The following is a 25,258-nucleotide window of genomic DNA, read 5'->3' as shown; positions in this document are numbered from 1 at the left end:
GTGTTAAAATTTATAAATTGGAGGAATAATTATACCTGATTTTCTCAGCCATACACGGTATCCTTTTTTTTCATTGCCATGTTTGTCCTTAAAAGCAAAGAGGGTGGACTTTTTAAATTCCCTTTCCTGTAGGAGTTGGTTGTACTCTTTGTGCACAGTAATGAAACGTTTAAAATTGTAATATGCTTCATCAGAGATCATTACTGTTGAAATACTGAAGTCTTTGATTTCCAGGTATCGGGCACAGTCATTAAGTCCGGTGCCTATAAAATTCTGATGCCCCAAAATGTCTGTAAATTTATTGATTTTGCCTGTATGCACTGCTATACGCAAGCCATGAAAATAGGAAAATTTCTTTGAAAGCTGCTCCGAAAAATGATGAAAGCTCAGCCCTAAAATTGTTCCGTAGCCTCTGAACTTTGGTGTGAGTATGCAGTAAAATCCGTCTCCTGTCGGGATATAACCCAAAACAAGTTCTTCTACAGGAAGTTTTGCACTTTCAAGCAGGCGTTGTATGATTTTTTTGTAACTGCGTGTCAAAAAATTGATGATTTCATACTGCTGCTGTATAGTAAGCATTGAAAAATTAATGATATCTATTAAAACAATGTCAGTATTGATTTCTGCTTCATTACTCATTTTCAGTATCCTTTAGAGCTATGATTTTAGCATAAAGTTCTTTTAAATGAACTATATATTATAATTGCAAAATTAAATTTTTTAGGGAATTATTATGAGTAATGGTGTATTGGATATTGTTAAACCCGGGGTCCTTTTTGGTGATGATGTTTTAAAAGTCTATGAATATGCAAAAGAAAATGGTTTTGCCATACCTGCTGTCAATGTTGTAAATACTGACTCTGTCAACGGTGTATTGGAAGCTGCTGCAAAAGCCAACTCTCCTGTGATTATACAGTTCAGTAACGGAGGCGCTTCCTACTATGCAGGTAAAGGTTTAAGCAATGATGGTGAAAAAGCTGCAATTATTGGTGCGGTGGCCGGTGCAATTCATACCCATATGATGGCGGAGGCTTACGGTGTTGCCGTGATTTTACATACTGACCATGCTTCAAAAAAACTGCTTCCGTGGATTAACGCTCTGCTTGAAGCAGGGGAGAGTTATTACAAAACACAGGGAAAACCGCTGTTTTCTTCCCATATGCTTGATCTCTCAGAAGAGTCTTTAAATGAAAACATCGGTACATGTAAAGCGTATTTTGAAAGAATGAACAAAATCGGTATGAGCATTGAAATAGAGCTTGGGTGTACAGGCGGAGAAGAAGATGGTGTGGACAACACAAACATTGACAATGCACTTTTATATACCCAACCCGAAGAGGTGGCTCTTGCCTATAAAGAGTTGAGTGAAATTTCTCCAAACTTTACCATAGCCGCTTCATTTGGAAATGTGCACGGTGTTTACAAGCCGGGAAATGTACAGTTGACGCCTAAAATACTAGACAATTCACAAAAATATATTCAAGAGAAACTGCATACAAAAGAAAAACCTGTGAACTTTGTGTTTCATGGTGGTTCAGGTTCTTTGCCTTCAGAAATTAAAGAAGCTATCAGCTATGGTGTCATAAAAATGAATATCGATACAGATACACAGTGGGCAACATGGAACGGTGTGCGTCAGTATATTGAAAAGTATCATGATTATCTTCAGAGTCAAATCGGAAATCCGGAAGGTGAAGACAAACCAAACAAAAAATACTACGATCCGAGAAAATGGCTGCGCGCCGGACAGGAAGGTCTGGTTGAGCGTGTTATTCAAGCCTATAAAGACTTGAATGCAATGGATAGAAACTAAGAGTGTAGTTTCTTGTGAATATCCTTGATACTTTTTGTATCAGGATTTTTTGTATAGTGTATATGCAACAGCTGTCTCAGTTTGTTCTCGTTAAATCTCCAAAAATGCTCTTTGTCAAAATCTTCGTGTTTTGTGACCATTTCATGCAACTCTTTTTCTGTAAGTTCTCCGTGACTGCCTTTTATGATTTTTAAAATCAAATCCATTAATTCTGTCTGTGCCTGAGGGGTTGTATCATCATCTTTGAGTTGTTTTGTCGGCATAAATTTATACATTTTCCACGCACTCAGACCAAGCCCGAGTAAAAAAGCAATCATCATCCAAGAAGAGAGTGAAAGTTCCATCAATATCCTTTTTTTGCTCAATTATAGGCTTATTTTGATAAAATTCCAGTTATGAATGATAAAGTATTTACAAAACCGATAAAAAAACAGTTTGAATTTGATGAAGAAGTGGCAGCAGTCTTTGATGATATGCTTGAGCGCAGTGTTCCCTTTTACAAAGAGGCTCAAAAAATTACTGAGTTTTTTGCACTGAAAAATCTGAATGAAAACGGCAGAGTCTATGATCTTGGCTGTTCAACCGCATCAACACTGCTGAGTATTCACAGAAAGCTCTCAAACAAGGCAGAGCTTGTCGGCCTTGACAATTCTGAAGCAATGCTTACGCGTGCAAGAAAAAAATGTGAAGCGTATGGTGCCGACATAGAAGTTTGCAATGCAGACATACTGAGTTATGATTATAAAGAGGCAGATGTTTTTATCAGTAACTATACACTGCAGTTTATTCGTCCTCTTGTTCGTGAAGAGCTGGTGAAAAAAATAGCCGTTTCCCTCAAAAAAGAGGGTGTGTTTATATTTAGCGAAAAAGTCATTTCGCATCATCCGAAGCTTAATAAAGAGTTGATTGAATGCTATTATGATTTTAAAAAAGAGCAGGGGTATTCCGAGTATGAAATCATGCAAAAACGCGAAGCTTTGGAAAATGTACTGGTGCCTTACAGTGAAGAAGAAAATATAAAAATGGCATTAATTGCAGGTTTTTCTCACTGCGAAGTGTTGTTGCGATGGGCAAACTTCGCCACCTTTATAGCTGTTAAAGAGTGAGCACTACCAGACGTTTTTTTCTACCGGCGGCTTCTCTTTGACAAAAAGGCTTTTTACTTTTTTTGTAGTTTTTTGTAGCTCTTTGTCCATTGTTTCGTAAGTGATGATGTCATCATCTCCGCACTCTTTGTGGTAATAGCCCTGAAAATCGTAGTACTCTTTACAGTCACTGTAATATTTTGCGGAAATTCCGTGTTTGTTTACACAGCCGTTAAAAAGCAGAGTAAAGAGTATCAGTAAATATATTTTTATCATAATGCTTTGCAAGCATTTTTCGTACCTAAGTACCTATTTAAACTTTAAAACTCTCTTTTGTTTTACAAAATTCTGTTAAAAAACACTTCTCACACTTTGGATTTTTGGCAGTGCAGATGTATCTTCCGAACAGAACCATTGCCTGATGGAGTACATGTAAGTCGGTTTTAAATTTTTTTACCAAAGTGGCTTCTGTTGCCTTGGCCGTTTTGTCATCACTCAGTCCCAGTCTGTGTGCGACACGAAAAACATGGGTGTCTACTGCCATAAGATTCGCACCGGTGTATTCTATCATGACAACATTAGCCGTTTTTTGCCCCACACCCGCCAGCGTCTGCAACTCTTTTTCATTCATAGGGATTTCACCGTCATATACTTCTACTACACGTTTTGCCATGGCTATAAGGTTTTTTGCTTTGTTGTTAAAGAAAGAACAGGTGTTAATAAGCTTTTTTACCTCTTCTATATCAGCATCTGCCAAATCTTGAGGCGTGGGATACATTTGAAACAGGGCAGGAGTAATAAGGTTGACTCGTTTGTCGGTACATTGCGCCGAGAGTGCTACGGCAATGACCAGTTCATAAGCATTTTTGTAATGCAGTTCTGTAACCGCATCACTGTAGCGTTCAATAAATCTTTTTTTTATTTCTTCTATCTCTTTTTTTGTTGCTTTTTTCATAAATGTATTTTAGCAACTTATATGTTATAATCAAAGCAATGACTTTTTAAAAGGGGTAAAAGATGGGCATATTTTCACTGTTTTCAAAACAAAAAAACACGCATGTGTATGATACAGGCAAAAAAAAAGAGACTCTTTTTTCACAATTGGACAAAGATTTTTTTATTGAAGCGGCAGACAGCAGTGATACTATGATGCTCTATTTTTTACAAGGCGAAGGGTGGATAGGTGCGAATAAAACTTTTTTCACTACAATGAATTATTTTGATATAAAAGATTTTAAAAGAGCCAATGAAAGTATTCGTGACATGTTTTTGAGTGAGAGTGAAGAGATCTTTACCGAGTCTGACAAAAGTTGGCTGGACTATATTAAAAAGTACAAAAGCGATGGTTACAGGGTAAATATGACCGATGCAAAGGGACAACTTCTCAGTATTGAAGCAAAGTGTCACAAGTATTCAAAAAACATGAAGCTGTATATATTAGAATTAAAAGATGTTACAGAGTTGGAAAAAGCACGTTTGCAGGTGAAAGAGGTTGAAAAGCTAAAAACAAAATTTTTGGCCAATATAGGGCATGAATTTAGAACTCCCATGAATGGAATTCTCGGATTTATAGAGCTGCTCAAAGAGACCAGTCTCAACGAATATCAGAATGAATACCTTGATATGATTGACTATTCTTCTAAAAATCTGATGAATAATATTGAAAGTCTCTTGGATTTGGCACAGTTACAAAGCGGACGTCTTACAGTGGAGTCAGAACCTTTCAATCTTCTTGTTGCAATGGAGAAACTCATATATACATGTTTTGACAAAGCAAGCAACAACGGGGTACAGGTTATGAGTTTTATAGACCCGAAATTGCCACAGGAACTCGAGGGTGATGCAAACAAAATTTTGCAGGTTATGCGTTCTATCATTCAAAATGCCATTAAGTTTACACCGCATGGCGGTAAGGTTATTATAGAAGTAAAACTTTTAAAACGACTCCAAAACGGAGTCTGTTCTGTCGGTTTTAGTGTCAAAGACAATGGTCAGGGGATGTCTCAAGAACAAATATCTCTTATGGATGAACCTTTTACCGCAGGCAGTCATGCAGATGAGAGACTCGGCATAGGATTGAGTCTCTCAAGCGGTCTGGTACGGTTGATGGGATCAGAATTACGTATAAAAAGTGAATTAGACAACGGTACCTATGTAAATTTTGTTCTTGATTTTAAAGCTTCAAGAGGGCAAAACTACAAAATGATGCCAAATAAAAAAGCAAAAGTGCTTTTACTGGATAAAGAAAAAGTGGATGATGCCAATTTCTTAACGACCTATTTGCGTTCTTTTGCTATTGATGTGACAAAATCTTCCGAACTCAATGATGATATTTATACAGATATAGATGAACTTTATGTGGTAGGTGACCAGGGTGATTCGTCATGGATACTGGATCTGGCGACATACAAAAAGCAGGCACCTGTTGTTTTTCTTTTGGATGAAGATGAAAAGCTGCAAACAAAGATGACACATATTATTGATGAAGTGATAGAAAAACCATTGCTTGCCAGTGTGATAGCCAAACATCTGTATATGGCAAACAGCTACAAATATACCAATGAAGATAAAAATGAACTTACGCTCAAAGATAAAACCGAGGCTTTGGTTGTGGAAGACAATCTTATTAATCAGCGTCTGATAAAAATACTCCTGGAAGAGTATAACATAGATGTTTCTACCGCCTCTAACGGGCTTGAAGCGGTAAAAATGTATAAAGAGAAAAAATATGACATTATATTTATGGATATAGATATGCCGTATATGAACGGGATTGTTGCAACCAAAGAGATTAAAGATATGATGCTCTTAAAATCACAGGCACCGATTGTTGCTCTGACAGCAATGGCCATGGAAGGAGACAAGGAGATGCTTTTGGAAGAGGGGCTTGATGATTACCTTTCAAAGCCGCTCACAAGAGACAAGCTGGAGTATATTTTAGACAAATACCTTAAAATAAGCTATGAAAATGAATCTGTTTAATAACTATTAATATATTGTTATTAAACTTCTCTTTATCAATTTAGTAAGGAACTCTATAATGAATAAAATTACAATGTTATTATCTGCCTTGTTGTTAACAGGTTCAGTCGTCTGTGCAAAAACACTAGTGACAGTAAACGGAAAACCGATTACCCAGGAAGAAGTCGACCAGGAGCTGATGCAGGCGACACAGGGGCGTTTTAATCAGGTACCGGCTGATCGTCAGGCTGCATTCAGACAACAGGTTTTACAACAGCTTATAGGCAAAGAGTTGATTTATGATGATGCCAAAAAATCCGGTATCATCAACTCTGCGGAGTATAAGAGTGAATACAAGAAGCTTGAACAGAGAATGAAAAAAGAGCTTGCTATTCAGGTTTGGCAGAAGAAACTGCTCGACGGCATTAAAATTTCAACAAAAGAGTTAAAAGATTACTATAACAAAAACAAAGAAGAATTTAATGAAAAAGAGAGCGTGCATGCCCGTCATATTTTAGTAAAAACCAAAGAGGAAGCAGAAAAAATCATTGCGCAGTTGAAACATTTAAGCGGAGAAAAACTTAAAGAAAAGTTTATAGAACTGGCAAAAAAATATTCTACAGGACCTAGCGGATCAAAAGGCGGAGATCTTGGATATTTCAGTAAAGGGCAAATGGTACCTGCTTTTAATGATAAAGTTTTTTCTATGAAAAAAGGCGAAGTGACAACAAAGCCGGTTAAAACACAGTTTGGATACCATGTTATTTATGTGGAAGATAAAAAACCGTCAATGACAAGAAGTTTTGATGAGGTCAAAGCATTTATAGAGCAGCGTCTGAAAATGGAAAAATTCAAAGCTGTTATGAAGAAAAAAATGGATGAACTGCAGAAAAAAGCATCTATTAAGTAGCTATGCATGCAAAACTCTCCTCTTTCTAAGATTATTTTAGAAGAGAGAGAGTTTTTTGTCAAACGAGATGACCTCATTGATCCCTGTTTGGCAGGGAACAAATACAGAAAACTCTACACACTCCTAAATACTCCAGACCACATTTATGACACGCTGATATCCTACGGTGGAACACAGTCCAATGCTATGCTGGCATTGGCCGCCTTATGTCAGAAAAAAAAATGGAAATTTCTTTACTATACAAAAAAACTCTCTGCAACACAAAAAGAGGAGCATAGCGGGAACTATGCGCATGCGCTGAAATTAGGTATGCAGCATAGAGAGATAGAAAATGATTTTTATAAAGAGTTTATTGCTTCTTTGCGCTTCCATGTAAATGCAAAAACCTGTTTTGTTGATCAGGGCGGCGCAGTACAAGAAGCAAAAGCAGGATTGAAAGTTTTAGCGCAGGAGATACAGGAACAAAGCAGAGGCTTACATGTAAAGGCAGTTGCAACACCTTCAGGTACAGGAACAACAGCACTTTTTTTGGCACTTGCTTTACCTGAGTACAGAGTTTATACAACACCCTGCATAGGAGACAGCAGCTATCTCAAAACGCAAATGCGTGCTTTGGCGGAAATTCCGGACAATCTTGTTATCCTGGAACCAAAGAGAAAATACCATTTTGCAAAACCCTATAAAGAGTTTTATGAGATATACAGCGCTTTACATGTAAAGGGAATCGAATTTGATTTACTCTATGCTCCGGCAATGTGGCAGGCACTGCTTGAACAGACAAGTGAAAAGATTATCTATATTCACAGTGGCGGAGTAAGTGGCAATGAAAGTATGCTTGAGCGTTATAGAAAAAAAGGATTTGTGAGTAATTGTGCTAAGAATTCTTGACAAACAGAGACTCAGGTAGGTATAATTGATTTTGCAACTTAAGTAGCAAAATTAAGTTCACGATAAGTATATAATTCCAGCATAAATAAAAAAAAGGATTGAGAGATGAATAACATTTTTGAGAAATTAACACATAATATGACAGAGGCGATTGAGAGTGCATTGTCTTTGGCGTTACATAACAAAAATCAGGAAGTGACACCGGTACACTTTTTGTGGGCACTTTTAACAAATTCGGATTCTGTACTGAACCAAATGTTCAACAAGTTGGGTATAGATAAAGTTGCAATGGAATTAGACATTAAAAGTATGGCAGAAAAACTGCCAAAATCTTCAAGTGTGACAAAAGAGAATATCAAACTTTCCCAGGATTTTGTACGAACACTTGAAAACGGTATAGGTCTGATGACAAAAAACGGAGATTCTTATCTTGCCGTAGATACATATATATTGGCAAACTTGAATACAGAGCCGTTTTCAACAATACTGCCAAAATATGTTGATGTCATGCAGTTGAGCAAAGAGCTTGAAGCTGCACGCGGAGGTGCTAAAATTGATTCACAAACAGCGGATGAAACATTAGAAGCACTTTCGAAGTATGGTATTGACTTAACAAAAGAAGCAGCCGAGGGAAAACTCGCACCGGTTATCGGACGTGATGAAGAGATAGCGCGTACAATGCAGATTCTGATCCGTAAAACGAAAAACAACCCAATGCTTTTAGGGGAGCCTGGTGTTGGTAAAACAGCACTGGTTGAAGGACTTGCACAGAGAATTCAAAGTGGCAATGTTCCAACTTCTTTACAAAACAAGCGTGTGGTTGCGCTTGATATGTCGGCATTGATAGCCGGTGCAAAATATCGTGGTGAGTTTGAAGACAGACTCAAAGCGGTTATAGATGAAGTCAAAGAAAACGGGAATATTATTCTGTTTATTGATGAAATTCATACTATTGTCGGTGCCGGAGCATCTGAGGGTTCAATGGATGCGGCAAACATCCTAAAACCTGCGCTTGCCCGTGGAGAACTGCATACAATCGGTGCAACGACGCTCAAAGAGTACAGAAAATATTTTGAAAAAGATGCTGCACTGCAACGTCGTTTCCTGCCGATAAGTGTGGATGAGCCGAGTGTGAATCAGTCACTGCAAATTCTCCGCGGAATCAAAGAGAGACTTGAAGCACACCATAATGTGAGTATTGCAGACAGTGCTTTGGTGGCTGCGGCAAAACTCTCTGACAGATATATTGCAGACAGATTCTTGCCGGATAAAGCGATTGACCTTATTGATGAAGCGGCAGCGGAACTTAAAATGCAAATAGAGTCTGAGCCAAATGAACTCAGTGCGGCAAAACGCAAACTTTCAGAGCTGATGGTTGAAAAAGAAGCACTGAAAATGGAAGAGACACCGGCAAATAAAAAGCGACTTGAAGAGATAGAAAAAGAGTTGGCTGATATTGAAGAAAAAGTAAGAAAGCTTGAGTCTCAGTTCCAAACGGAAAAAGAGGTGTTTGAGAAAATTTCCGCAATAAAAGCAGAGATAGAAGCAAAACGCCGTGAAGCAGAACTTGCAAAAAGCCGTTCCGAATTTAACCGTGCTGCAGAAATTGAGTATGGAGAAATTCCAAAACTCATAGAAGAAGAAAAAGCCCTGAATGAGCAGTGGAACAGAATGCAGGCAGAGGGAACTCTCTTGAAAAATTCTGTTGATGAAGAGTCTATTGCTTCTATTGTCAGCAGATGGACAGGTATTCCTGTAAACAAAATGCTTCAAAGTGAGAAAGACAAGATCTTACATGTAGAAGATGTGCTCAATGAAACTGTTGTAGGACAATCACAGGCTACACATGCAGTAGCGCGTGCCATCAAGCGTAACAAAGCGGGTCTGAGTGATAAGAACAGACCGATAGGCAGTTTTATGTTCCTTGGCCCTACAGGGGTTGGTAAAACACAGACTGCAAAAACTTTGGCGAAGTTTTTGTTTGACTCTGAAGATGCACTCATCAGAATTGATATGAGTGAATACATGGAAAAACATGCTGTTTCGCGCCTTGTTGGGGCAGCACCAGGGTATGTAGGTTACGAAGAGGGCGGACAGCTTACAGAGGCAGTGCGAAGAAAACCGTATTCTGTTGTACTTTTTGATGAAGTAGAAAAGGCACACCCGGATGTCTTTAACATGCTGCTTCAAGTACTTGATGACGGTCGTTTGACAGATAACAAGGGTGTTACAGTTGATTTTAGCAATACTATTATCATCTTGACATCAAATATTGCAAGTGACAAGATTATGACACATGCCGGAAGTCCTGAACTTGAAGGTATGGTTATGTCTGAACTCAGAAAGGCTTTTAAACCTGAGTTCTTAAACAGACTGGATGAGGTTGTTATATTTAATGCACTTGGCAAAGAACAGATTAAAGGTATCGTTGACATATTCTTTAATGAAATTGTGAACAAAGTCAAAGAGAGAAATATTGAACTTTCTTTGAGCGAAGAGGCAAAAGAGTATATTGCAGAAGCCGGGTTTGATCCTGTATACGGAGCACGTCCGTTGAAGCGTGCATTATACGAAATTGTCGAAGACCGTTTGGCTGACTTGATTCTTGAAGGTACGGTTAAAGAAGGCTCTCACGTTGAATTTACTGTCGTCAATGGCGAGGTGGAAGTTAAGGTTTCCTAGGAACCTTAACCACGCTTTAAGTAAAGTTTTTGTAAACTTCCGAACTTAAATCAGATAAGGATATGTCGAATGAAAAGAACATACCAGCCACATAATACACCTAGAAAGCGAACACACGGGTTTAGAGCCAGAATGGCTACTAAAAATGGTCGTAATATCATTAACCGTCGTCGTGCAAAAGGTCGTAAAAAATTGACAGTATAGGCGGATTCAACACATTAAAACTCCATAAAGAGTTTCAATATGTTTACAACAAAGGAAAAAACCAACATTCTCAGAGTGTTGTCCTCTTTTTCCTTCCTCAACCAGGAGTACGCAAAGTAGGTTTTACTGCCACCAAAAAACTTGGAAATGCAGTAAAACGTAATCGGGCGAAGCGTCGTCTTCGTGCGCTTTTTTGTGAATACTCCCATTCTTTAAAAGACGGTATCTATGTTTTTGTTGCAAAAGCGGCAATCTTTGATGCACCATTTGAAAAACTCACCAACGATTTCCATAAAGTATTAACCCGTGCGAAAACTTTTACTTAAGCTTTTATGGCTCTATCAGAAATTTTTTACACTTATCGGCTATGGATCATGCCGCTATTATCCTACATGTAGCGAATATGCACGCATAAATTTCGAAAATAATTCAATTTCAAGTGCTTTTTACCACTCTTTTACTAGAATACTACGTTGCAATCAATTTTTTGACGGCGGAATAGAGTATCCACTCCTGGACAAGCTCTCTTTAGACCCCGCTAAACTTGAAATTGGTACTGTAAAATATTGGTTGGTTCCAAATAAAAAAAACCGCTATTACATCATAAAAAATTTTTTATATAAAGGGTAATTTGTGTTAGACAAAATGTCACCAAACCAAAGACTGATAGTCGCCGTACTATTGTCAATAATTTTTTTCGTAGGCTATACTGCGATATTTCCGCCAGAAGAACAAAAGGTAGCAGAAAATGCTAAAACAGAGAATGCTGCATCTTTAACAGATACACAGAACAAAGATGTTGCATCACGCGTAGAAGAGGCTTCGGGACATGCTGTTTCTCAGCAGGAAAAAGTCAACAACGGTACGTCAAATACTATTGTTACAATTACAAACAAAAATTTTATTTTAAAGATTGATACGCTCGGACGTATATCTTCAAAAGAGTTGCTTGAAGAGAAATTCAGAAATGATGACAATCTTCACGCACAGGTTATTCCGGAATTTGGAACGAAACCGCTCTATATCCGTTTCAGTGATGATGCTGTCAATGATGAAGCTACAAAAGTGGCATACAGTGCAAATGTAAGCAGTGTGGAGCTATCTGATAAGCCAGTTACTGTTACATTGACACAAAAGTTGTCAAATCTTACTGTTACCAAAGTATTGACATTTTATGCAGATGGGCATTATGATGCAAAAATATCTACATCGAAGGATGTCAGACATTATGTTTATCTGGGAGACAGACCGCAGGTTTCTAAAAAACTTATGGCAGTTGCCGGAGCACTGATATATACAGATGATGATGTTGTGCATATTATAGAAGACGGTGATGCCGAGGGCAGAAAAGTATTTCAGGGTGTGAAACTTGCATCTTCATTTGACCAGTACACTGCGATTATACTCTATGGATTTAAAAAAGAGACAAATGTAATTGTTGAACGCGGAAAAGATGATAATCCTGTTGTCTACTTTGAAGCAGACAAAGATGAAAATATTCATGGATATATAGGACCTAAAGAGCATAAAGTCCTCAAATCAATTGATCCGATGCTGACAAATGCTATAGAGTATGGCTGGTTTACTTTTGCTGCCAAACCTCTTTTTGCACTGCTTTCATGGTTGCACGGAATTTTTGGAAACTGGGGATGGGCTATTATTGCATTGACGGCAATTATCAGAATTGTACTCTATCCTTTGACATACAAAGGTATGGTTTCTATGCAAAAAATGAAAGAACTGGCACCAAAACTCAAAGAGCTCAAAGAAAAATACAAAAAAGATCCGCAGCGTCTCAATGCGGCTACGATGGAAATGTATAAAAAACACGGTGCCAACCCATTGGGCGGATGTCTTCCTATGATATTGCAGATTCCTGTGTTTTTCGCGCTCTACAGAACACTTTTGAATGCTGTTGAGTTACAGGGTGCGCCATGGATTCTGTGGATTAACGACCTCTCCCGTATGGATCCGTACTATGTGCTGCCGATTTTAATGGGTGCGTCTATGTTTTTACAGCAACGAATGACACCAAACAACTTTACAGACCCTATGCAGGAAAAAGTATTTAAATATCTTCCTGTCATATTTACATTTTTCTTTGTAACTTTTCCTTCGGGACTGGTGCTGTACTGGTTTACAAACAACCTGTTCTCAATTGCACAGCAGTATATTGTAAATCAGCAGTTCAAAAATGCCAAAGATGCAAAAGCGGCAATTGAAAAAAGCAGTGAGACAAAATAATGATTAAGATTGAGGCAGTAACCCTGGAAGGTGCATTCAAAGATGCCGCCACTGCGCTGGACTGCTCTGTAACGCAGTTGGCTGTTGAAGTTGTACAGGCTCCAAGCAGTGGCTTTTTAGGCTTTTTTAAAAAGAAAGCCATAATTGTTGCAACGATAAAAAATGAGATTTCCAAAGAAAAAAAAGAGGAAGAAAAAGAACCGCAAAAGACTTCTCAAAAGGCTCAGGAGATTTTGCCGGATACAAATGATGATATACAGCAGCATACAATGCTCAATGATACTATTATGCCTACGTCGTTTGTAAGTGATCAGGATGAAGATGAACTCGAAGAAGATCTGGCGAGTGGGCTTGCATATACGGCAGACTATGATGATGAATATGATGACATAGCAATAGAAGAAGTGAGTGAGACTCCAAATATAGAAACAATTGTTACAGAGATTGAAAAAGATATTAACCAACTCTTTGCTCTTATCTGTTTTGATATAGAAAAAGTTGAAGTTTCCGCCTATGACAAAGAAACACTTTTGATTGAGTTTAAGGGTGAAGATGCCGCGCTTCTTATAGGGAAAGAGGGGTACAGATACAAGGCTCTCTCTTATATGCTGTTTAATTGGATTAATACAAAATATGGTTTGCAAATACGTCTTGAGATAGCAGAGTTTTTAAAAAACCAGGAAGAATCAGTTGGCAGATACTTAACAAATGTTTATGAAAATATTGACAGAGACGGACGGGCACAGACAAAAATACTTGACGGTGTGCTGGTACAAATTGCACTCAAAGAGTTGCGTGAACGCTATCCGGACAAATACGTAGTTATCCGTTCTACAAAAGACGGTCTGAAATATATAATCATCAATGATTACCACAACAATTAGACCATGAATGAGACTATAGCTGCCATTGCAACAGCCAATGGCATAGGCTCTATCGCTATTATTCGTCTGAGTGGTGAAAAAGCTCTGACAATAGCAAAACAGCTTACATGTAAAGAAAATTTCACCCCCAGACATGCAACACTTACAAATATTTATGATACTAAAAATGAGCTTATTGATGAAGCTATTGTCATTTATTTTAAAGGACCGTTTTCGTTTACGGCTGAAGATGTTGTAGAAATTCAGTGTCACGGTGGATTTATTGTTGCACAGAGTATCCTCAGAGCAGCACTCAAAGCAGGAGCTCGTCTTGCCAATGCCGGTGAATTTTCAAAACGGGCTTTTCTAAACGGAAGAATTGACTTGAGTGAAGCAGAAGCCATAGCACAGCTTATAGAAGCCAAAAGTGAAGATGCGGCAAAAATTCTGGCTTCTCAGATGAAAGGTTCTTTGAAAGAATTTATAGAACAGGTCAGAGATGAGATTATCCATATACTGGCATACAGTGAGGTTACTATAGATTATGCAGAAGAAGATTTACCTCAGGATTTGGTAGCACAGATAGAGTCAAAACTTGAGGAACTTTATGCACTGCTCGAAAAAACCCTTATAGCTTCAAAGTCAAGAGAGGGATTGATGCAAGGGTTTAAGGTGGCTATTATAGGCAAGCCTAATGTCGGAAAAAGTTCACTTTTAAATGCCCTGCTCAATTACAATCGTGCGATAGTCAGTGATATAGCCGGCACAACGCGCGACACAATCGAAGAACAGGTCAGAATAGGCACACATCTTATACGCATTGTAGATACTGCCGGTATTCGTGAATCAAACGATGAAATAGAGCGTATCGGAATACAGCGTAGCCTTGAGGCAATCCATGAAAGTGATATTGTTATAGCTTTGTTTGATGCTTCGCGCGTTGCAGATGCACAGGACAAAGAGATAGTAAAACTTATTGCGTCAAACAAAGAAAAAAAAGAGATACTTGTTGTTAAAAATAAAATAGATCTGGAAGAAAAATTTGACTTGCCGGGTTTGACTTTTGATTTGGCACTGAATTCCAAGAGTGATGTGACGGCTTTGGTCAAAAAACTTGAAGAAATTATGGACAGAAACAATGTAAGTGATGAGATTATGCTTATCTCTGAGCGTCAAATTTCTGCAGTTGAAACGACAATGCAAAATATACAAGAGGCTTTTGAACCGCTCAAAGATCAGGCATTGGAAATATTTTCTTTTCATCTCAATGAAGCTGTAAAAGCAATGGCAGGCATTACCCGTCCGTTTGAAAATGATGAAATGCTTGATAAAATGTTCGGTTCTTTTTGTCTGGGGAAATAGTTTTGAAATATATTGCAATAGATTTGGGGCTCAAACGTATCGGTCTGGCATATTCAGCACATAAAGAGATTGTTACTCCTCTTCCCGCAATTATAAGAAAAAACCGCAACCAGGCTTCTTTAGAAGTGAAAAAAGCCATAAAAGAGTGGGAAGTTGACGCGGTTGTCATAGGTATTCCCCTTGGTGGGAGCAGTGAAGATGAGATGCGCAGACGCATTGAACATTTTATGAATCTGGTTGATTTTGAGGGAGAAACCTTTTATCAGGATGAAGCCGGCAGCTCACTTGAAGCGGAGCAAATGATGAAAGGTAAAATAAAATATATCCGTGATGGTCGGGTGGACTCTCTTTCAGCAATGATTATTTTACAAAGATTTTTACAACTTAACACAAAGTAAGCCTGAAACAGCAATATTCCTACTGCTTTGCTATGGTATCAATGATATTAAAGCTTCAGTTCACTAAAATATAAGAATGATAAATAAAACTATAACTTTTAAAAATATATCAGAATTAAAAAAAATGAAGCCTTTTGCTTCAGACTCCCAAACACTTATACAGATATTTTGTGCAGATAATAATCTTCAAGAGATAAAAGAGATACAAAACTATTTTACAGCAACTTATCCCCAGGCTACAATTATCGGGACAACAACAGATGGTGCCTTGCACAATACAGATATTTACATTGCATCAAAGCATGTCGCAACCTTTACAAAATTTGAAAAGACAGCGTTGCAGTCTACCCTTGTAGAGCATACCGATTCTACACAAATGAGCTATATCTGCGGTAAAAAATTATTAAGAAAAATTCTTCGCCCCAATACAAAAGCACTCATCAGTTTTGCTGACGGACTCCACACAAACGGGGAAGAGTTCCTAAAAGGCATTAACAGTATTAATCCAGACATTGTGGTTTCAGGCGGGTTGGCCGGTGACAACGGAGAACTCAAAAAGACTTTTGTATTTAACAATACACATATTACTGAGAATGGAGCGGTCGGTGTTACTTTAAATTCTGATGTATTGAATGTTTTTACCCACTACAGTTTTGACTGGACACCTATAGGCAAGAAGCTTACAATTACAAAAGCAGTAAAAAACAGAGTATATGAGATAGACGGTATAAGTGCCGTAGATATGTATGCAAAATATATGGGCAAAGAACTGGCTAAAAATCTTCCTCAAGTCGGTATAGAATTTCCGCTTATATTTGAAAAAGACGGGGTGAACATAGGCAGAGCAGTACTGTTTAAACATGAAGACGGTTCTTTGACCTTTGCCGGCAATCTGCAAGAGGGTGAGAAGGTCCGTTTTGGTGTAGGCAATGTTGACAATCTGCTAAAAAGCGGTGAATATCAGCTTGATAAAATATTTGACAGACTTCAATTTCAGCCCGAAGCTGTATTTGTTTACTCCTGTATGGCAAGAAGACGTTTTATGGAACAATATATAGAGTATGAATTGGAAGGGCTCTCTACGCTTGGTGACATAAGTGGTTTTTTTACCTATGGAGAATTTTTTTCTAATCAAAAAAGTGATTTGCTTAATGAATCCATTACGCTGCTTGGTCTCAGCGAAAGCAATGAAACACTCGAGAGTGTTCACAAAAAAAGTATTATACACAAAAAAGATTTTACAGTGAGTACAGAATATGCCCTTGCGAACCTGGCAAACAGCGTATCGCAGGAGTTGGCTGAGTTAAATGCCGAACTTGAAAAAAGAGTGCAAAGAAGTGCGGAGTTTATCTACAAACAGGCATATTTTGACAAATTGACAGAGATGCCAAACAGATTGAGTCTGCTTCACAGGATAGATGAGTGTGTAGGTGAGACAGTTTTTCTGGTAAATATTGATGATTTTACTACTATAAATGATTTTTACGGGCATGCTGTAGGCGACGCTGTATTGGTAAAAATGTCGCAGTATTTACACGAATTTACCCAAAATGCAGGAATGGAGTTGTTTAAGTTGCCTTCGGATGAGTTTGCGATTATTTCAAATCAGGAGCAAACCTATACCGTTATAGAAAATACAATTCAACAGCTTATAAACACTATAGAAAAAAAAGAGTTTTTGGTAAAAGATCAGGTTATTCATGTCTCAGTGACTGTTTCTGCAGCATATATCAATGAGAAAAAAACCGGTCTTGCCAATGCCGATATGGTGCTCAAAGCTGCAAAAAAAGCACATAAACCCTACCTGATTTTCAATAAATCTTTAGAACTTGCAAAAAAATATGAGTCAAATCTGCAAATGGCAAATGAGATTAAAAGAGCGATAGAGAATGATGATATTGTTCCGTACTATCAGCCTGTTTTTAGTATAAAAACAGGAAAACTTGAAAAATATGAAGCACTTGTGCGTCTGAAAAAAGCTGATGGAAAAATTCTTTCTCCCTACTTTTTCCTTGAAATCAGCGAAAAAATAAGACTCTATCCTCGAATAACTGAAATTATGATAGAAAAAACATTTTCTTTTTTTGCCGACAACGGTTTGGACTTTAGCATCAACCTCTCTTTCAGTGACATATTCAGCGAAAAAATGCGAAATTTTCTTTTTGAAAAAATCAAAGAGTATGATATTGCAAAGCAGTTAACAATAGAAATTCTGGAAACACAGGAGTATACGAACGAAAATATTGTAAACGATTTTACAAAAGAAGTCTATGCATCAGGCGCATCCATTGCCATTGATGATTTTGGAAGCGGATTTGCCAATTTTCAATACATGACAAATATTTCATGTGATTATATGAAAATAGACGGTTCACTGATTAAAAATATCCATCAGGATCAAAATTCGCGATTGATTGTCGAAACAATTGTTGTATTTGCAAAAAAACTTGGGAAAAAAGTCATAGCAGAGTTTGTGCACTCTGCAGAGGTGTTGGATGTTGTCAGAGAAATTGGTATAGAATATGCACAGGGGTATTACCTTGGTGAACCACAGGAAAAGCTTATTGAGCCATTATGAAAAGATTATTGCTTGGATGGGCTATTTCGCTGAAACGTTCTTTTAATTCTCTGTCAAAAGTCAAAATAAAGACATTTGTATTTCTTAATCCGGCATCTTGAAAATTCTGCAGTAAAACATCATCTGCCACATTTTTTCCATGATCACACTTTATAAAATTAAATGAGTTGAGTGTTTTGCCGTAATCATATAAATTTGCCTCCCATTCTGCTCTTTTAAGATAGAGGGAATCAGGATTTGCTGCTAAAAAAATATTGGTATCAGAAATTTTGTAAGGCTCGATAATATCATTGAAAATCGAGGCAATACTTGAAAAATTTTCTATATCCCAAAAAAGATAACTTTGTTTGGCCTGTGATTTTTGTTTTTTGTTGATAAGTTTGAGCCTTTTTGTAATATTGAAACTTGAATGTGCCGTATCGTTGATAATTTGAATACGCTTTTTTAACTGTTGGGCGTCATTTGTGTCAAAACCCAGAATTTCCCCCAGGTGTATATAAAAATCCAGGTTCAGCAGCTCTTTTTCTGCGCCGCCTTTTTGATACTTTTTTAGTTGTGCCAGCTTTGCGTCGGAAAACAGAAGGTTTATACTCATCTTTTCATGATTGGCATAGGCCTGTTTTGTTTTAAAAAAAATATCTTTTGCTTCTATCGTGTCTGGAAATTCTATAGAACCTCTGTATTTATGTTCTATAGTAATCTTTTGTTTGTTTAAAGACATTTGAAATACTCAGCTGCTTCTTTTTCATCATCAGTAAGTTTTTCTGTTGTATATAAAGAATCTTCGCGCATTAGTTTTTTAATCTCATTTTGACAGTAGGAAAAAAGAACCTCTTTTGCATGTGTGTCATCATTCAAAAAACCCAGTCCGCTAAATTTATACGGATCTTCCTGCTCTATACACAGCAGTGTTCCCTCACACTCTTTTTCAAGGACATCAACAAGTGTTCTGTAGTTTATGTCAAATTCTGTTGCATTCCAGCCTATCTCTTCAAGTGCTTCATCAGCAAACTTGTCAACACCGTCGCCTGTGGTATCATCATATGAAGCTCGAGGTGTATTAACTCTAATCAACTCCTGCCAATTGGAAAATGCTTTAATAAGAACTTTGTTTTTATTTTCTATAATTTGATAATTTCTTCCAAATATCTCTGCAAGTGTTGGTGCTTGTGCTTTGACAAGGGCGTTTGCGGGCTGAGGTGTGTATTTTCCTTGATAAATAAGAATCTCTTTTTCGTCAAAAGGTGCATATTTTATTGCTCCGTCTATATTGATGCCGTACTCTTTTGCAGAGTTTATTGCTTGAAGCAGTTCCGATTTATCCACTGTAATCACTTCATTAAAGAGGTTGAATTTTTTCATTTTTTCTCCAAATTTTTTCATATTATACAGAGTATGAGATTAACTCAGATAATTTAACAGAAGTTATAAGTTTAGTATAATAAAAGTTTTACTATTAATAGAGTATAATGCGACAAATTTTTCAAGGGATAACCCCATGAAGCTCAAGGAAATGTAATGGCATTAAATGTTTACTATGATAAAGACTGTGATATTAATATAATCAGAAGCAAAAAAGTTGCAATGATAGGATTTGGTTCTCAGGGGCACGCACACGCTGAAAACCTAAGAGACAGCGGTGTAGATGTTGTTGTTGGTCTTCGTAAAGGCGGCGCTAGCTGGGCAAAAGCCGAAGCAAAAGGATTTGAGGTCTTAACAGTTGCTGAAGCTACTGCAAAAGCAGATGTTGTTATGATCCTTCTTCCGGATGAAGATCAGGCAAGAATTTACAAAGAAGAGATTGAGCCAAACCTCAAAGCGGGCGACACGATTGCTTTTGGTCATGGTTTTAACATTCACTACAAGAGTATTATTCCTGCGGATGATATCAATGTTACGATGATTGCACCAAAAGCTCCTGGACATACTGTACGTTCTGAGTTTGTTCGTGGTGGTGGTATTCCGGATCTTATTGCTATTGAAAATGATCCTTCAGGGACTACAAAAGAGCTGGCACTCTCTTATGCATCTGCAATCGGTGGCGGGCGTACTGCTATCATCGAGACAACTTTCAAAGACGAAACAGAAACTGACCTTTTCGGAGAGCAGGCTGTTCTTTGCGGTGGTGTGACTTCTTTGGTGCAAGCCGGTTTTGAAACATTGACAGAAGCCGGATATGCTCCTGAAATGGCTTACTTTGAATGTTTACATGAACTAAAACTCATCGTTGACTTGATGTTTGAGGGCGGCATTGCCGATATGAGATACTCTATCTCTAACACGGCCGAGTATGGTGACTATGTTTCTGGTAAGCGTGTTATCAACAAAGAGTCAAAAGAAGCAATGAAAGAGATTCTTAAAGAGATTCAAGACGGTAGATTTGCAAAAGACTTTATACTTGAAGGTCAGGCAGGATACCCTCGTATGAATGCCGAAAGAAGCAACGCCCGTGCTTCATTGATTGAGCAGACTGGTGTGAAACTACGTGAAATGATGCCGTGGATTTCAGCCAACAAAATAGTAGACCAAGATAAAAATTAATCTTTTTGCTGACTGCACTTCATCTTTGAATGATTTGTGCAGTCAGCTACTTCAGTAGCCTCTTTTACAAAAACATTCAAATCTAAAGCACATGAAACAAAAATCTTTAGTTTTTATGAGAGTTTTTTAAGACTCTATTCAGTGAAATTTTTTAAATCTTCTCTTTAAAACGTCTATATCCAGTTTAATAACATCTGCTCTGCACAACAGAGAGGTAAAATAGATACTGTTTGGTTTGGCAAAGTCATCATAGGCATAGGATATTTCATATTCATTCATCCAGTCCATAAAATTTTCAACATCCTGAGCATTTTCTTCGTCAGAATTTTCAATAATTTCCACAACAACATTGTTGGTATTTTGAAAAAAATCAATCCAAAATGCAACATGATGATCACTGATTGCAACATCAGGGTCCAGATTTAAAAACAGTTTTTTTCCAAGAGGTTGATGGTGCAACTGAAATTTTTTCAAAACTGTTTCAACATAAAAAAAGAGTTCAATATTTTGATGGATGCTCTTAAAGAATTCACAGGGAGATATGATAGTATTTCCATATTTTTTAGCTCTATTATCGGCTCATAACAGACGCCATACCCTTCATTTGCTATAATAGAACCGATATATTCTTTTATCTTCATGTTATACAAGAGACTTTGTGAGTGTATAAATTTTATTTTTTGAAAGATATGGATATCTCATGGAAAGTATTTTAACAATAGGACAAATGAGTTTAACACTTTTGTCATAAGCAGATTGATGCAGCAGGGCCTGTATTTTTGATTTTAGTATTATATCTGACATAAGAAACCTTTTTAATGATAATAAGTATCAATTTTTGAAATTGTAGCATGCTCTTTCTTAAATATATATTAATATTGATAGTTGTTATCAATATATAATTTAATTTTCTATGATATAATTTGAAAAAAGGAGATACATTTGGCAAAGCGTATTTTTGTGACAGCCACCAATACCGATATAGGCAAAACATACACTACAAAACTTTTATTGGAGTCATTTGCTTCACGTGGTTTGCGTGTAGGTGTGATGAAGCCGATAGAAACGGGTGTTGTTGATGGCTTTTATCCTGATGGCAGTGAATTGTTAAAAACAGTGCAGGAATTGAATCCTGAATTTTTGGGTTTACATGCAGAAGATATAGTGCCTGTATCTTATGAGCTTCCTGCCGCTCCTTTTGTCGCATCAGGCGGTACGGCACTTGATATGAGCAGATTACATGTAACTGTGCAAAAGCTTGAAAAACTGTGTGATGTATTGATAATTGAGGGGGCGGGCGGACTGTATGTGCCTGTGGATGAAAAGTATATGATTATTGACCTGATAGCAGAGTTTGAAGCACCCGCACTCTTGGTAACACACTGCTCTTTAGGCTGCATAAATGATACCCTGCTGAGTAAAAAAGCTTTGGAAGATAAAAATATTGCGCATGTCGTTGGATTTAACTGCAGGGATCAAGAGGCCGGTTTTGATAAAATCAGTCGGCCTTATTTTGACAAAAGCGGATTTGGTGTGTTGAAAATTCAAAAGGATATTGACACTATAAGCCAACTCTTGTATAATTTGTAAATTATATAATTTAGGATAAAAATGCAGCATTTAATACGCACTGATGATTTTACAAAAGAAGAGATACAAGAGTTGTTGGCAGATGCAAAAAAATTCAGTGACGGCCGTTTTGAAAGAATTTTAGAAGATAAAATTATTATTACACTTTTTTTTGAAAATTCGACACGAACAAAAAGTTCGTTTGAAATAGCCGCAAAAAGACTCGGTGCTGAAATAGTGCATCTTGATGTTGCAAAAAGTTCTACAAAAAAAGGGGAGACACTTGTAGATACTGCAATGAATCTTGATGCTATGGGACCGCATGCCATCATAGTCCGTCATGAAAATGCGGGTGTGCCCCAGATTCTTTCAAAGCATACCAAGGCAAGCATTGTCAATGCCGGAGACGGCGCCCATGCACATCCTTCTCAGGCGCTTTTGGATTTGTATACACTGATGGAACATTTTTGTTCACTTGAAGGAAAAAAAATCGCGATTGTCGGAGATATTAAAAACTCCCGCGTTGCCAATTCAAATATAGAACTCCTAACACGGTTTGGCATGGAGGTGATTTTGGTGGCACCGCCGCATTTTTTACCAAAAACGCATTTGAGAACGACACATTATCTGCAGGAAATCATTGATGAGGTTGATGCTGTTATGAGTCTGCGTACACAGACAGAGAGACACTCCTCGCAAAGTTATGCCTCACTCAAAGATTATGCAAGTGATTTTTGTATTACAGAAGAGTTGGTCGGCGACAGAGATATTATACTCCTGCACCCGGGGCCGGTCCATCGAAATATCGATATCAGTGATGCAATGCTTGAAGACAAGCGTTGTAAGGTCTTGGAGCAGGTGAGTAACGGGGTTAATATACGAATGGCTATACTCAAAAAACTGATTGCATGAGTTTTGAGAAAATAAATGTTTTGGCAAAACAGAAAAAGCCGTTTTTGTTTATAAGTGACTTCAAAGGGGAAAATGTTGAGGTAGTTCTTCTTGAGGATCTGGAAAAAGAAGATATAGAATTTTGTATTAACGAAAAGTACAGTTTCAAAAAACATTTGCATACCCTTAAGGCTGATCCCATAAAATTTTCAGAGTATAAAAAAAAATTTGATGCTGTTATTGAAAAGATTAAATCAGGCGAGACCTATATCATCAACCTAACCCAACAGACACCTGTAAAAACAGATCTTACTTTAAAAGAGATGTTCAAGATGGCAAATGCGTATTATAAACTGCGTTATAAAGATGAGTTTCTCTGCTTTTCTCCTGAAAAATTTATACAGATTGCCGACAATACGATTCATACCTTTCCGATGAAAGGCACTATTGACGCTGCCAAAGTCAATGCCGAGAAAAAAATATTAGCCGATGCAAAAGAGATGGCTGAGCATATTATGATAGTGGATTTACTCAGAAATGATCTTTCCATGGTTGCTTCTGATGTTAGAGTAGAGAGATTTCGTTATATACAGACCATAGAAGCCGGAGAGAAGAAACTTTTACAGATAAGTTCCCATATAAGCGGTTCTTTACATGTAAACTGGCAGGAAGAACTCGGTACGATATTACAAACACTTCTTCCGGCAGGGAGTATCAGCGGTGCACCCAAAAAAAGTACTGTCAATATTATTGAAGATATTGAAGGATATGCCCGCGGATTTTTCAGTGGAGTTTTTGGTGTGTTTGACGGGAACAGCCTGGACAGCGGTGTGATGATACGTTTTATACAAAAGAGTGCCGAGGGGTATCTTTATAAAAGCGGCGGTGGAATTACTTTGGACAGTGATGTGCAAAGTGAGTATAAAGAACTACAGGATAAGATATATTTACCATGAAAAACAAACTGTTAGACAACTTTTTTACCAGTGGCTGGGATTTTAAAGAAGATGAAAGTGAATTGAAAAATAAATTTCAAATGGTGAATATTGTTTTTTTACTCTCCTTTGCCGGATTGATTTTTGGAATCAGTGCAAATATTCTCAGAGCAACACCGACACTTATTCCTGTAGAAACTGTTTTATTGTTGAGTGCTGTTGTACTCATGTTGGCTTTACGTATCAATAAAAAGTATTTTAAAGTCATATCTTTTATGATGACTCTGCAGTACAGTATACTGTTTTTACTCCTGGTCTATATGAGCAAGCCTGAAGAATTAAAACATATATGGATTTTTACCTATCCTATTGTTCTGCTCTATTTTGGAAATGACAGACATGTGTTTTTTTGGGTTGCGGCAATGGTGTTTTTCTTGCTCATTGCACCGCTACAGCCTTTAGTACATGTATCATATTCTCTGTTTCAGGTGACATATATCTCTTTTGTGCTTATTCTTGTAAGTATCATTATCTATTTTTATCAAAAGCGTATGAAGGAAGCGGCAAGTTTAATCATTGAGCAGAAAAATATGCTGAAAAAGCAGCTGGATGAACTGACGAAAAAAGATAAAATATTGTCTGTGCAGTCCAAGCAGGCGGTTATGGGCGAGATGATAAGCATGATAGCCCACCAATGGCGTCAGCCACTCTCAACTGTTACTCTCAATATATCAAATTTACAGGTAAAACGTCTGTTGGGAAAAGAGATCAGAGAAAAAGAGTATGAAACCGCTTTTGAAGATATCAACAATACTATTGCCTATCTCTCGACCACGATTGATGATTTTCAGACCTATTTTCATCCAAAAAAAGAGATAAGTACCATAGAGATAAACGAGTTGATACAAAAAGCGATTAATTTTACTAAACCGAGACTCAAAGAAACATATATAAAAATTGTATATATGCAAAAAAACAGTGCAGTTATCAATACATATACCAATGAACTTATTCAGGTACTGCTGAATATTTTAAATAACGCCGTTGATGAACTTATTGCAAGAGAGATCAAAGATCCGAAAATAATTATTCGTGTTCAAAACCTGGGAGATGCTTTGCAGTTAGAAATTGAAGATAATGCGGGAGGGATAAAAAAGGAGCATATTGATTCTATTTTTGAACCTTATTTCAGTACAAAAGGCAAGAATGGTACAGGACTTGGCCTTTACATGTCACAAATGATAATGCAAAAACAGTTTCACACAACAATAGAGGTGAAGAGTGAAAAAAACAGTACTGTATTTCATTTTAAAGTACCAAAGAAACTAGCTTAA

The 25,258-nt window shown here is 37.3% G+C and carries 28 protein-coding genes; 19 read left to right on the top strand and 9 right to left on the bottom strand.

Features of this window, described 5'->3' with window-relative positions:
* Nucleotides 1-3: 3 nt before the first annotated feature.
* A complete protein-coding gene (locus LCX93_RS09620) occupies nucleotides 4-639 on the bottom strand; it encodes a hypothetical protein (RefSeq protein ID WP_193150339.1) in 636 nt (211 codons plus the stop codon).
* A 94-nt stretch (nucleotides 640-733) separates the two neighbouring features.
* On the opposite strand from LCX93_RS09620, the gene fbaA reads away from it, so the two are divergent.
* Nucleotides 734-1,813, top strand: a complete 1,080-nt coding sequence (gene fbaA / locus LCX93_RS09615; protein WP_226066099.1) for a class II fructose-bisphosphate aldolase — start codon at nucleotides 734-736, stop codon at nucleotides 1,811-1,813.
* Here fbaA and LCX93_RS09610 read toward each other — a convergent pair.
* A complete protein-coding gene (locus tag LCX93_RS09610) occupies nucleotides 1,810-2,157 on the bottom strand; it encodes a hypothetical protein (RefSeq protein WP_226066098.1) in 348 nt (115 codons plus the stop codon). The two genes, fbaA and LCX93_RS09610, sit on opposite strands and share 4 nt — an antisense overlap.
* Before the next feature lie 51 nt (nucleotides 2,158-2,208).
* Here LCX93_RS09610 and cmoA point away from each other — a divergent pair, with 51 nt between their 5' ends.
* Nucleotides 2,209-2,919 carry a carboxy-S-adenosyl-L-methionine synthase CmoA gene (cmoA, locus tag LCX93_RS09605; RefSeq protein ID WP_226066097.1) on the top strand — a complete coding sequence of 237 codons (711 nt, stop codon included), beginning with the start codon at nucleotides 2,209-2,211 and terminating at the stop codon, nucleotides 2,917-2,919.
* Between the two features lie 3 nt (nucleotides 2,920-2,922).
* On the opposite strand, the gene LCX93_RS09600 is transcribed toward cmoA, so the two are convergent.
* Together LCX93_RS09600 and nth are read right to left on the bottom strand one after the other, a co-directional pair.
* The gene (locus LCX93_RS09600) at nucleotides 2,923-3,174 is read right to left on the bottom strand and encodes a hypothetical protein (RefSeq protein ID WP_226066096.1); all 252 of its coding nucleotides are present in this window, start codon (nucleotides 3,172-3,174) and stop codon (nucleotides 2,923-2,925) included.
* Nucleotides 3,175-3,211: 37 nt separating this feature from the next.
* Nucleotides 3,212-3,853 carry an endonuclease III gene (gene nth / locus LCX93_RS09595; protein WP_226066095.1) on the bottom strand — a complete coding sequence of 214 codons (642 nt, stop codon included), beginning with the start codon at nucleotides 3,851-3,853 and terminating at the stop codon, nucleotides 3,212-3,214.
* Between the two features lie 62 nt (nucleotides 3,854-3,915).
* Here nth and LCX93_RS09590 point away from each other — a divergent pair, with 62 nt between their 5' ends.
* From LCX93_RS09590 to LCX93_RS09535, 12 genes are all read left to right on the top strand, one after another.
* Nucleotides 3,916-5,880: a response regulator gene (locus LCX93_RS09590; RefSeq protein ID WP_226066094.1), complete on the top strand. Its 1,965-nt coding sequence runs from the start codon at nucleotides 3,916-3,918 to the stop codon at nucleotides 5,878-5,880.
* Nucleotides 5,881-5,938: 58 nt separating this feature from the next.
* A complete protein-coding gene (locus LCX93_RS09585; protein WP_226066093.1) occupies nucleotides 5,939-6,769 on the top strand; it encodes a peptidylprolyl isomerase in 831 nt (276 codons plus the stop codon).
* A gap of 6 nt (nucleotides 6,770-6,775) precedes the next feature.
* Nucleotides 6,776-7,657 carry a 1-aminocyclopropane-1-carboxylate deaminase gene (locus tag LCX93_RS09580; RefSeq protein ID WP_226066092.1) on the top strand — a complete coding sequence of 294 codons (882 nt, stop codon included), beginning with the start codon at nucleotides 6,776-6,778 and terminating at the stop codon, nucleotides 7,655-7,657.
* 105 nt (nucleotides 7,658-7,762) lie between these two features.
* Complete coding sequence (locus LCX93_RS09575; protein WP_226066091.1) at nucleotides 7,763-10,339, top strand: ATP-dependent Clp protease ATP-binding subunit; 2,577 nt, start codon at nucleotides 7,763-7,765, stop codon at nucleotides 10,337-10,339.
* Nucleotides 10,340-10,408: 69 nt separating this feature from the next.
* Entirely contained in the window at nucleotides 10,409-10,543 is a 135-nt protein-coding gene (rpmH, locus tag LCX93_RS09570) for a 50S ribosomal protein L34 (RefSeq protein WP_013327469.1), read from the top strand.
* The gene (gene rnpA / locus LCX93_RS09565; RefSeq protein ID WP_349636712.1) at nucleotides 10,531-10,869 is read left to right on the top strand and encodes a ribonuclease P protein component; all 339 of its coding nucleotides are present in this window, start codon (nucleotides 10,531-10,533) and stop codon (nucleotides 10,867-10,869) included. Before rpmH ends, rnpA begins: the two co-directional genes overlap by 13 nt.
* On the top strand, nucleotides 10,850-11,173 hold the full coding sequence (yidD, locus tag LCX93_RS09560) for a membrane protein insertion efficiency factor YidD (RefSeq protein WP_193150329.1): 324 nt from the start codon (nucleotides 10,850-10,852) through the stop codon (nucleotides 11,171-11,173). Before rnpA ends, yidD begins: the two co-directional genes overlap by 20 nt.
* 3 nt (nucleotides 11,174-11,176) lie before the next feature.
* On the top strand, nucleotides 11,177-12,787 hold the full coding sequence (gene yidC, locus LCX93_RS09555) for a membrane protein insertase YidC (protein ID WP_226066090.1): 1,611 nt from the start codon (nucleotides 11,177-11,179) through the stop codon (nucleotides 12,785-12,787).
* Complete coding sequence (locus LCX93_RS09550) at nucleotides 12,787-13,671, top strand: Jag N-terminal domain-containing protein (protein ID WP_226066089.1); 885 nt, start codon at nucleotides 12,787-12,789, stop codon at nucleotides 13,669-13,671. The genes yidC and LCX93_RS09550 overlap by 1 nt, the downstream gene beginning before the upstream one ends.
* Nucleotides 13,672-13,674: 3 nt before the next feature.
* Nucleotides 13,675-15,012, top strand: coding sequence for a tRNA uridine-5-carboxymethylaminomethyl(34) synthesis GTPase MnmE (gene mnmE / locus LCX93_RS09545; RefSeq protein WP_226066088.1), 1,338 nt, complete (start codon nucleotides 13,675-13,677; stop codon nucleotides 15,010-15,012).
* A gap of 2 nt (nucleotides 15,013-15,014) precedes the next feature.
* Nucleotides 15,015-15,410 (top strand): Holliday junction resolvase RuvX, encoded by a 396-nt coding sequence (gene ruvX / locus LCX93_RS09540; protein WP_226066087.1) that lies wholly within the window; start codon nucleotides 15,015-15,017, stop codon nucleotides 15,408-15,410.
* A gap of 76 nt (nucleotides 15,411-15,486) precedes the next feature.
* Nucleotides 15,487-17,988, top strand: coding sequence for a bifunctional diguanylate cyclase/phosphodiesterase (locus tag LCX93_RS09535; RefSeq protein ID WP_226066086.1), 2,502 nt, complete (start codon nucleotides 15,487-15,489; stop codon nucleotides 17,986-17,988).
* On the opposite strand, the gene LCX93_RS09530 is transcribed toward LCX93_RS09535, so the two are convergent.
* Together LCX93_RS09530 and LCX93_RS09525 are read right to left on the bottom strand one after the other, a co-directional pair.
* A complete protein-coding gene (locus tag LCX93_RS09530; protein ID WP_226066085.1) occupies nucleotides 17,972-18,709 on the bottom strand; it encodes a hypothetical protein in 738 nt (245 codons plus the stop codon). The genes LCX93_RS09535 and LCX93_RS09530 overlap by 17 nt on opposite strands.
* The gene (locus tag LCX93_RS09525) at nucleotides 18,700-19,350 is read right to left on the bottom strand and encodes a hypothetical protein (RefSeq protein ID WP_226066084.1); all 651 of its coding nucleotides are present in this window, start codon (nucleotides 19,348-19,350) and stop codon (nucleotides 18,700-18,702) included. The genes LCX93_RS09530 and LCX93_RS09525 overlap by 10 nt, the downstream gene beginning before the upstream one ends.
* Before the next feature lie 156 nt (nucleotides 19,351-19,506).
* Here LCX93_RS09525 and ilvC point away from each other — a divergent pair, with 156 nt between their 5' ends.
* Complete coding sequence (ilvC, locus tag LCX93_RS09520) at nucleotides 19,507-20,529, top strand: ketol-acid reductoisomerase (RefSeq protein ID WP_226066083.1); 1,023 nt, start codon at nucleotides 19,507-19,509, stop codon at nucleotides 20,527-20,529.
* 138 nt (nucleotides 20,530-20,667) lie between these two features.
* On the opposite strand, the gene LCX93_RS09515 is transcribed toward ilvC, so the two are convergent.
* The 3 genes from LCX93_RS09515 to LCX93_RS09505 are packed head-to-tail and all read right to left on the bottom strand — an operon-like array spanning nucleotide 20,668 to nucleotide 21,333.
* Nucleotides 20,668-20,988, bottom strand: coding sequence for a hypothetical protein (locus LCX93_RS09515; protein WP_349636699.1), 321 nt, complete (start codon nucleotides 20,986-20,988; stop codon nucleotides 20,668-20,670).
* An 11-nt stretch (nucleotides 20,989-20,999) separates the two neighbouring features.
* Nucleotides 21,000-21,170, bottom strand: coding sequence for a hypothetical protein (locus LCX93_RS09510; RefSeq protein ID WP_226066082.1), 171 nt, complete (start codon nucleotides 21,168-21,170; stop codon nucleotides 21,000-21,002).
* A gap of 1 nt (nucleotide 21,171) precedes the next feature.
* Nucleotides 21,172-21,333: a hypothetical protein gene (locus tag LCX93_RS09505; protein WP_226066081.1), complete on the bottom strand. Its 162-nt coding sequence runs from the start codon at nucleotides 21,331-21,333 to the stop codon at nucleotides 21,172-21,174.
* A 138-nt stretch (nucleotides 21,334-21,471) separates the two neighbouring features.
* On the opposite strand from LCX93_RS09505, the gene bioD reads away from it, so the two are divergent.
* From bioD to LCX93_RS09485, 4 genes are read left to right on the top strand one after another with little or no spacing between them, the layout of a single operon-like run.
* Nucleotides 21,472-22,119, top strand: coding sequence for a dethiobiotin synthase (gene bioD / locus LCX93_RS09500; RefSeq protein WP_226066080.1), 648 nt, complete (start codon nucleotides 21,472-21,474; stop codon nucleotides 22,117-22,119).
* Between the two features lie 21 nt (nucleotides 22,120-22,140).
* Nucleotides 22,141-23,010 carry an aspartate carbamoyltransferase catalytic subunit gene (locus LCX93_RS09495; RefSeq protein ID WP_226066079.1) on the top strand — a complete coding sequence of 290 codons (870 nt, stop codon included), beginning with the start codon at nucleotides 22,141-22,143 and terminating at the stop codon, nucleotides 23,008-23,010.
* The gene (locus LCX93_RS09490; RefSeq protein ID WP_226066078.1) at nucleotides 23,007-23,945 is read left to right on the top strand and encodes an aminodeoxychorismate synthase component I; all 939 of its coding nucleotides are present in this window, start codon (nucleotides 23,007-23,009) and stop codon (nucleotides 23,943-23,945) included. Before LCX93_RS09495 ends, LCX93_RS09490 begins: the two co-directional genes overlap by 4 nt.
* Complete coding sequence (locus LCX93_RS09485) at nucleotides 23,942-25,258, top strand: sensor histidine kinase (protein WP_226066077.1); 1,317 nt, start codon at nucleotides 23,942-23,944, stop codon at nucleotides 25,256-25,258. Before LCX93_RS09490 ends, LCX93_RS09485 begins: the two co-directional genes overlap by 4 nt.

The sequence above is a fragment of the Sulfurimonas sp. SWIR-19 genome (assembly GCF_020410885.1).
Taxonomy (GTDB): Bacteria; Campylobacterota; Campylobacteria; order Campylobacterales; family Sulfurimonadaceae; genus Sulfurimonas; species Sulfurimonas sediminis.
This window is presented reverse-complemented; position numbering and strand designations above follow the sequence as displayed.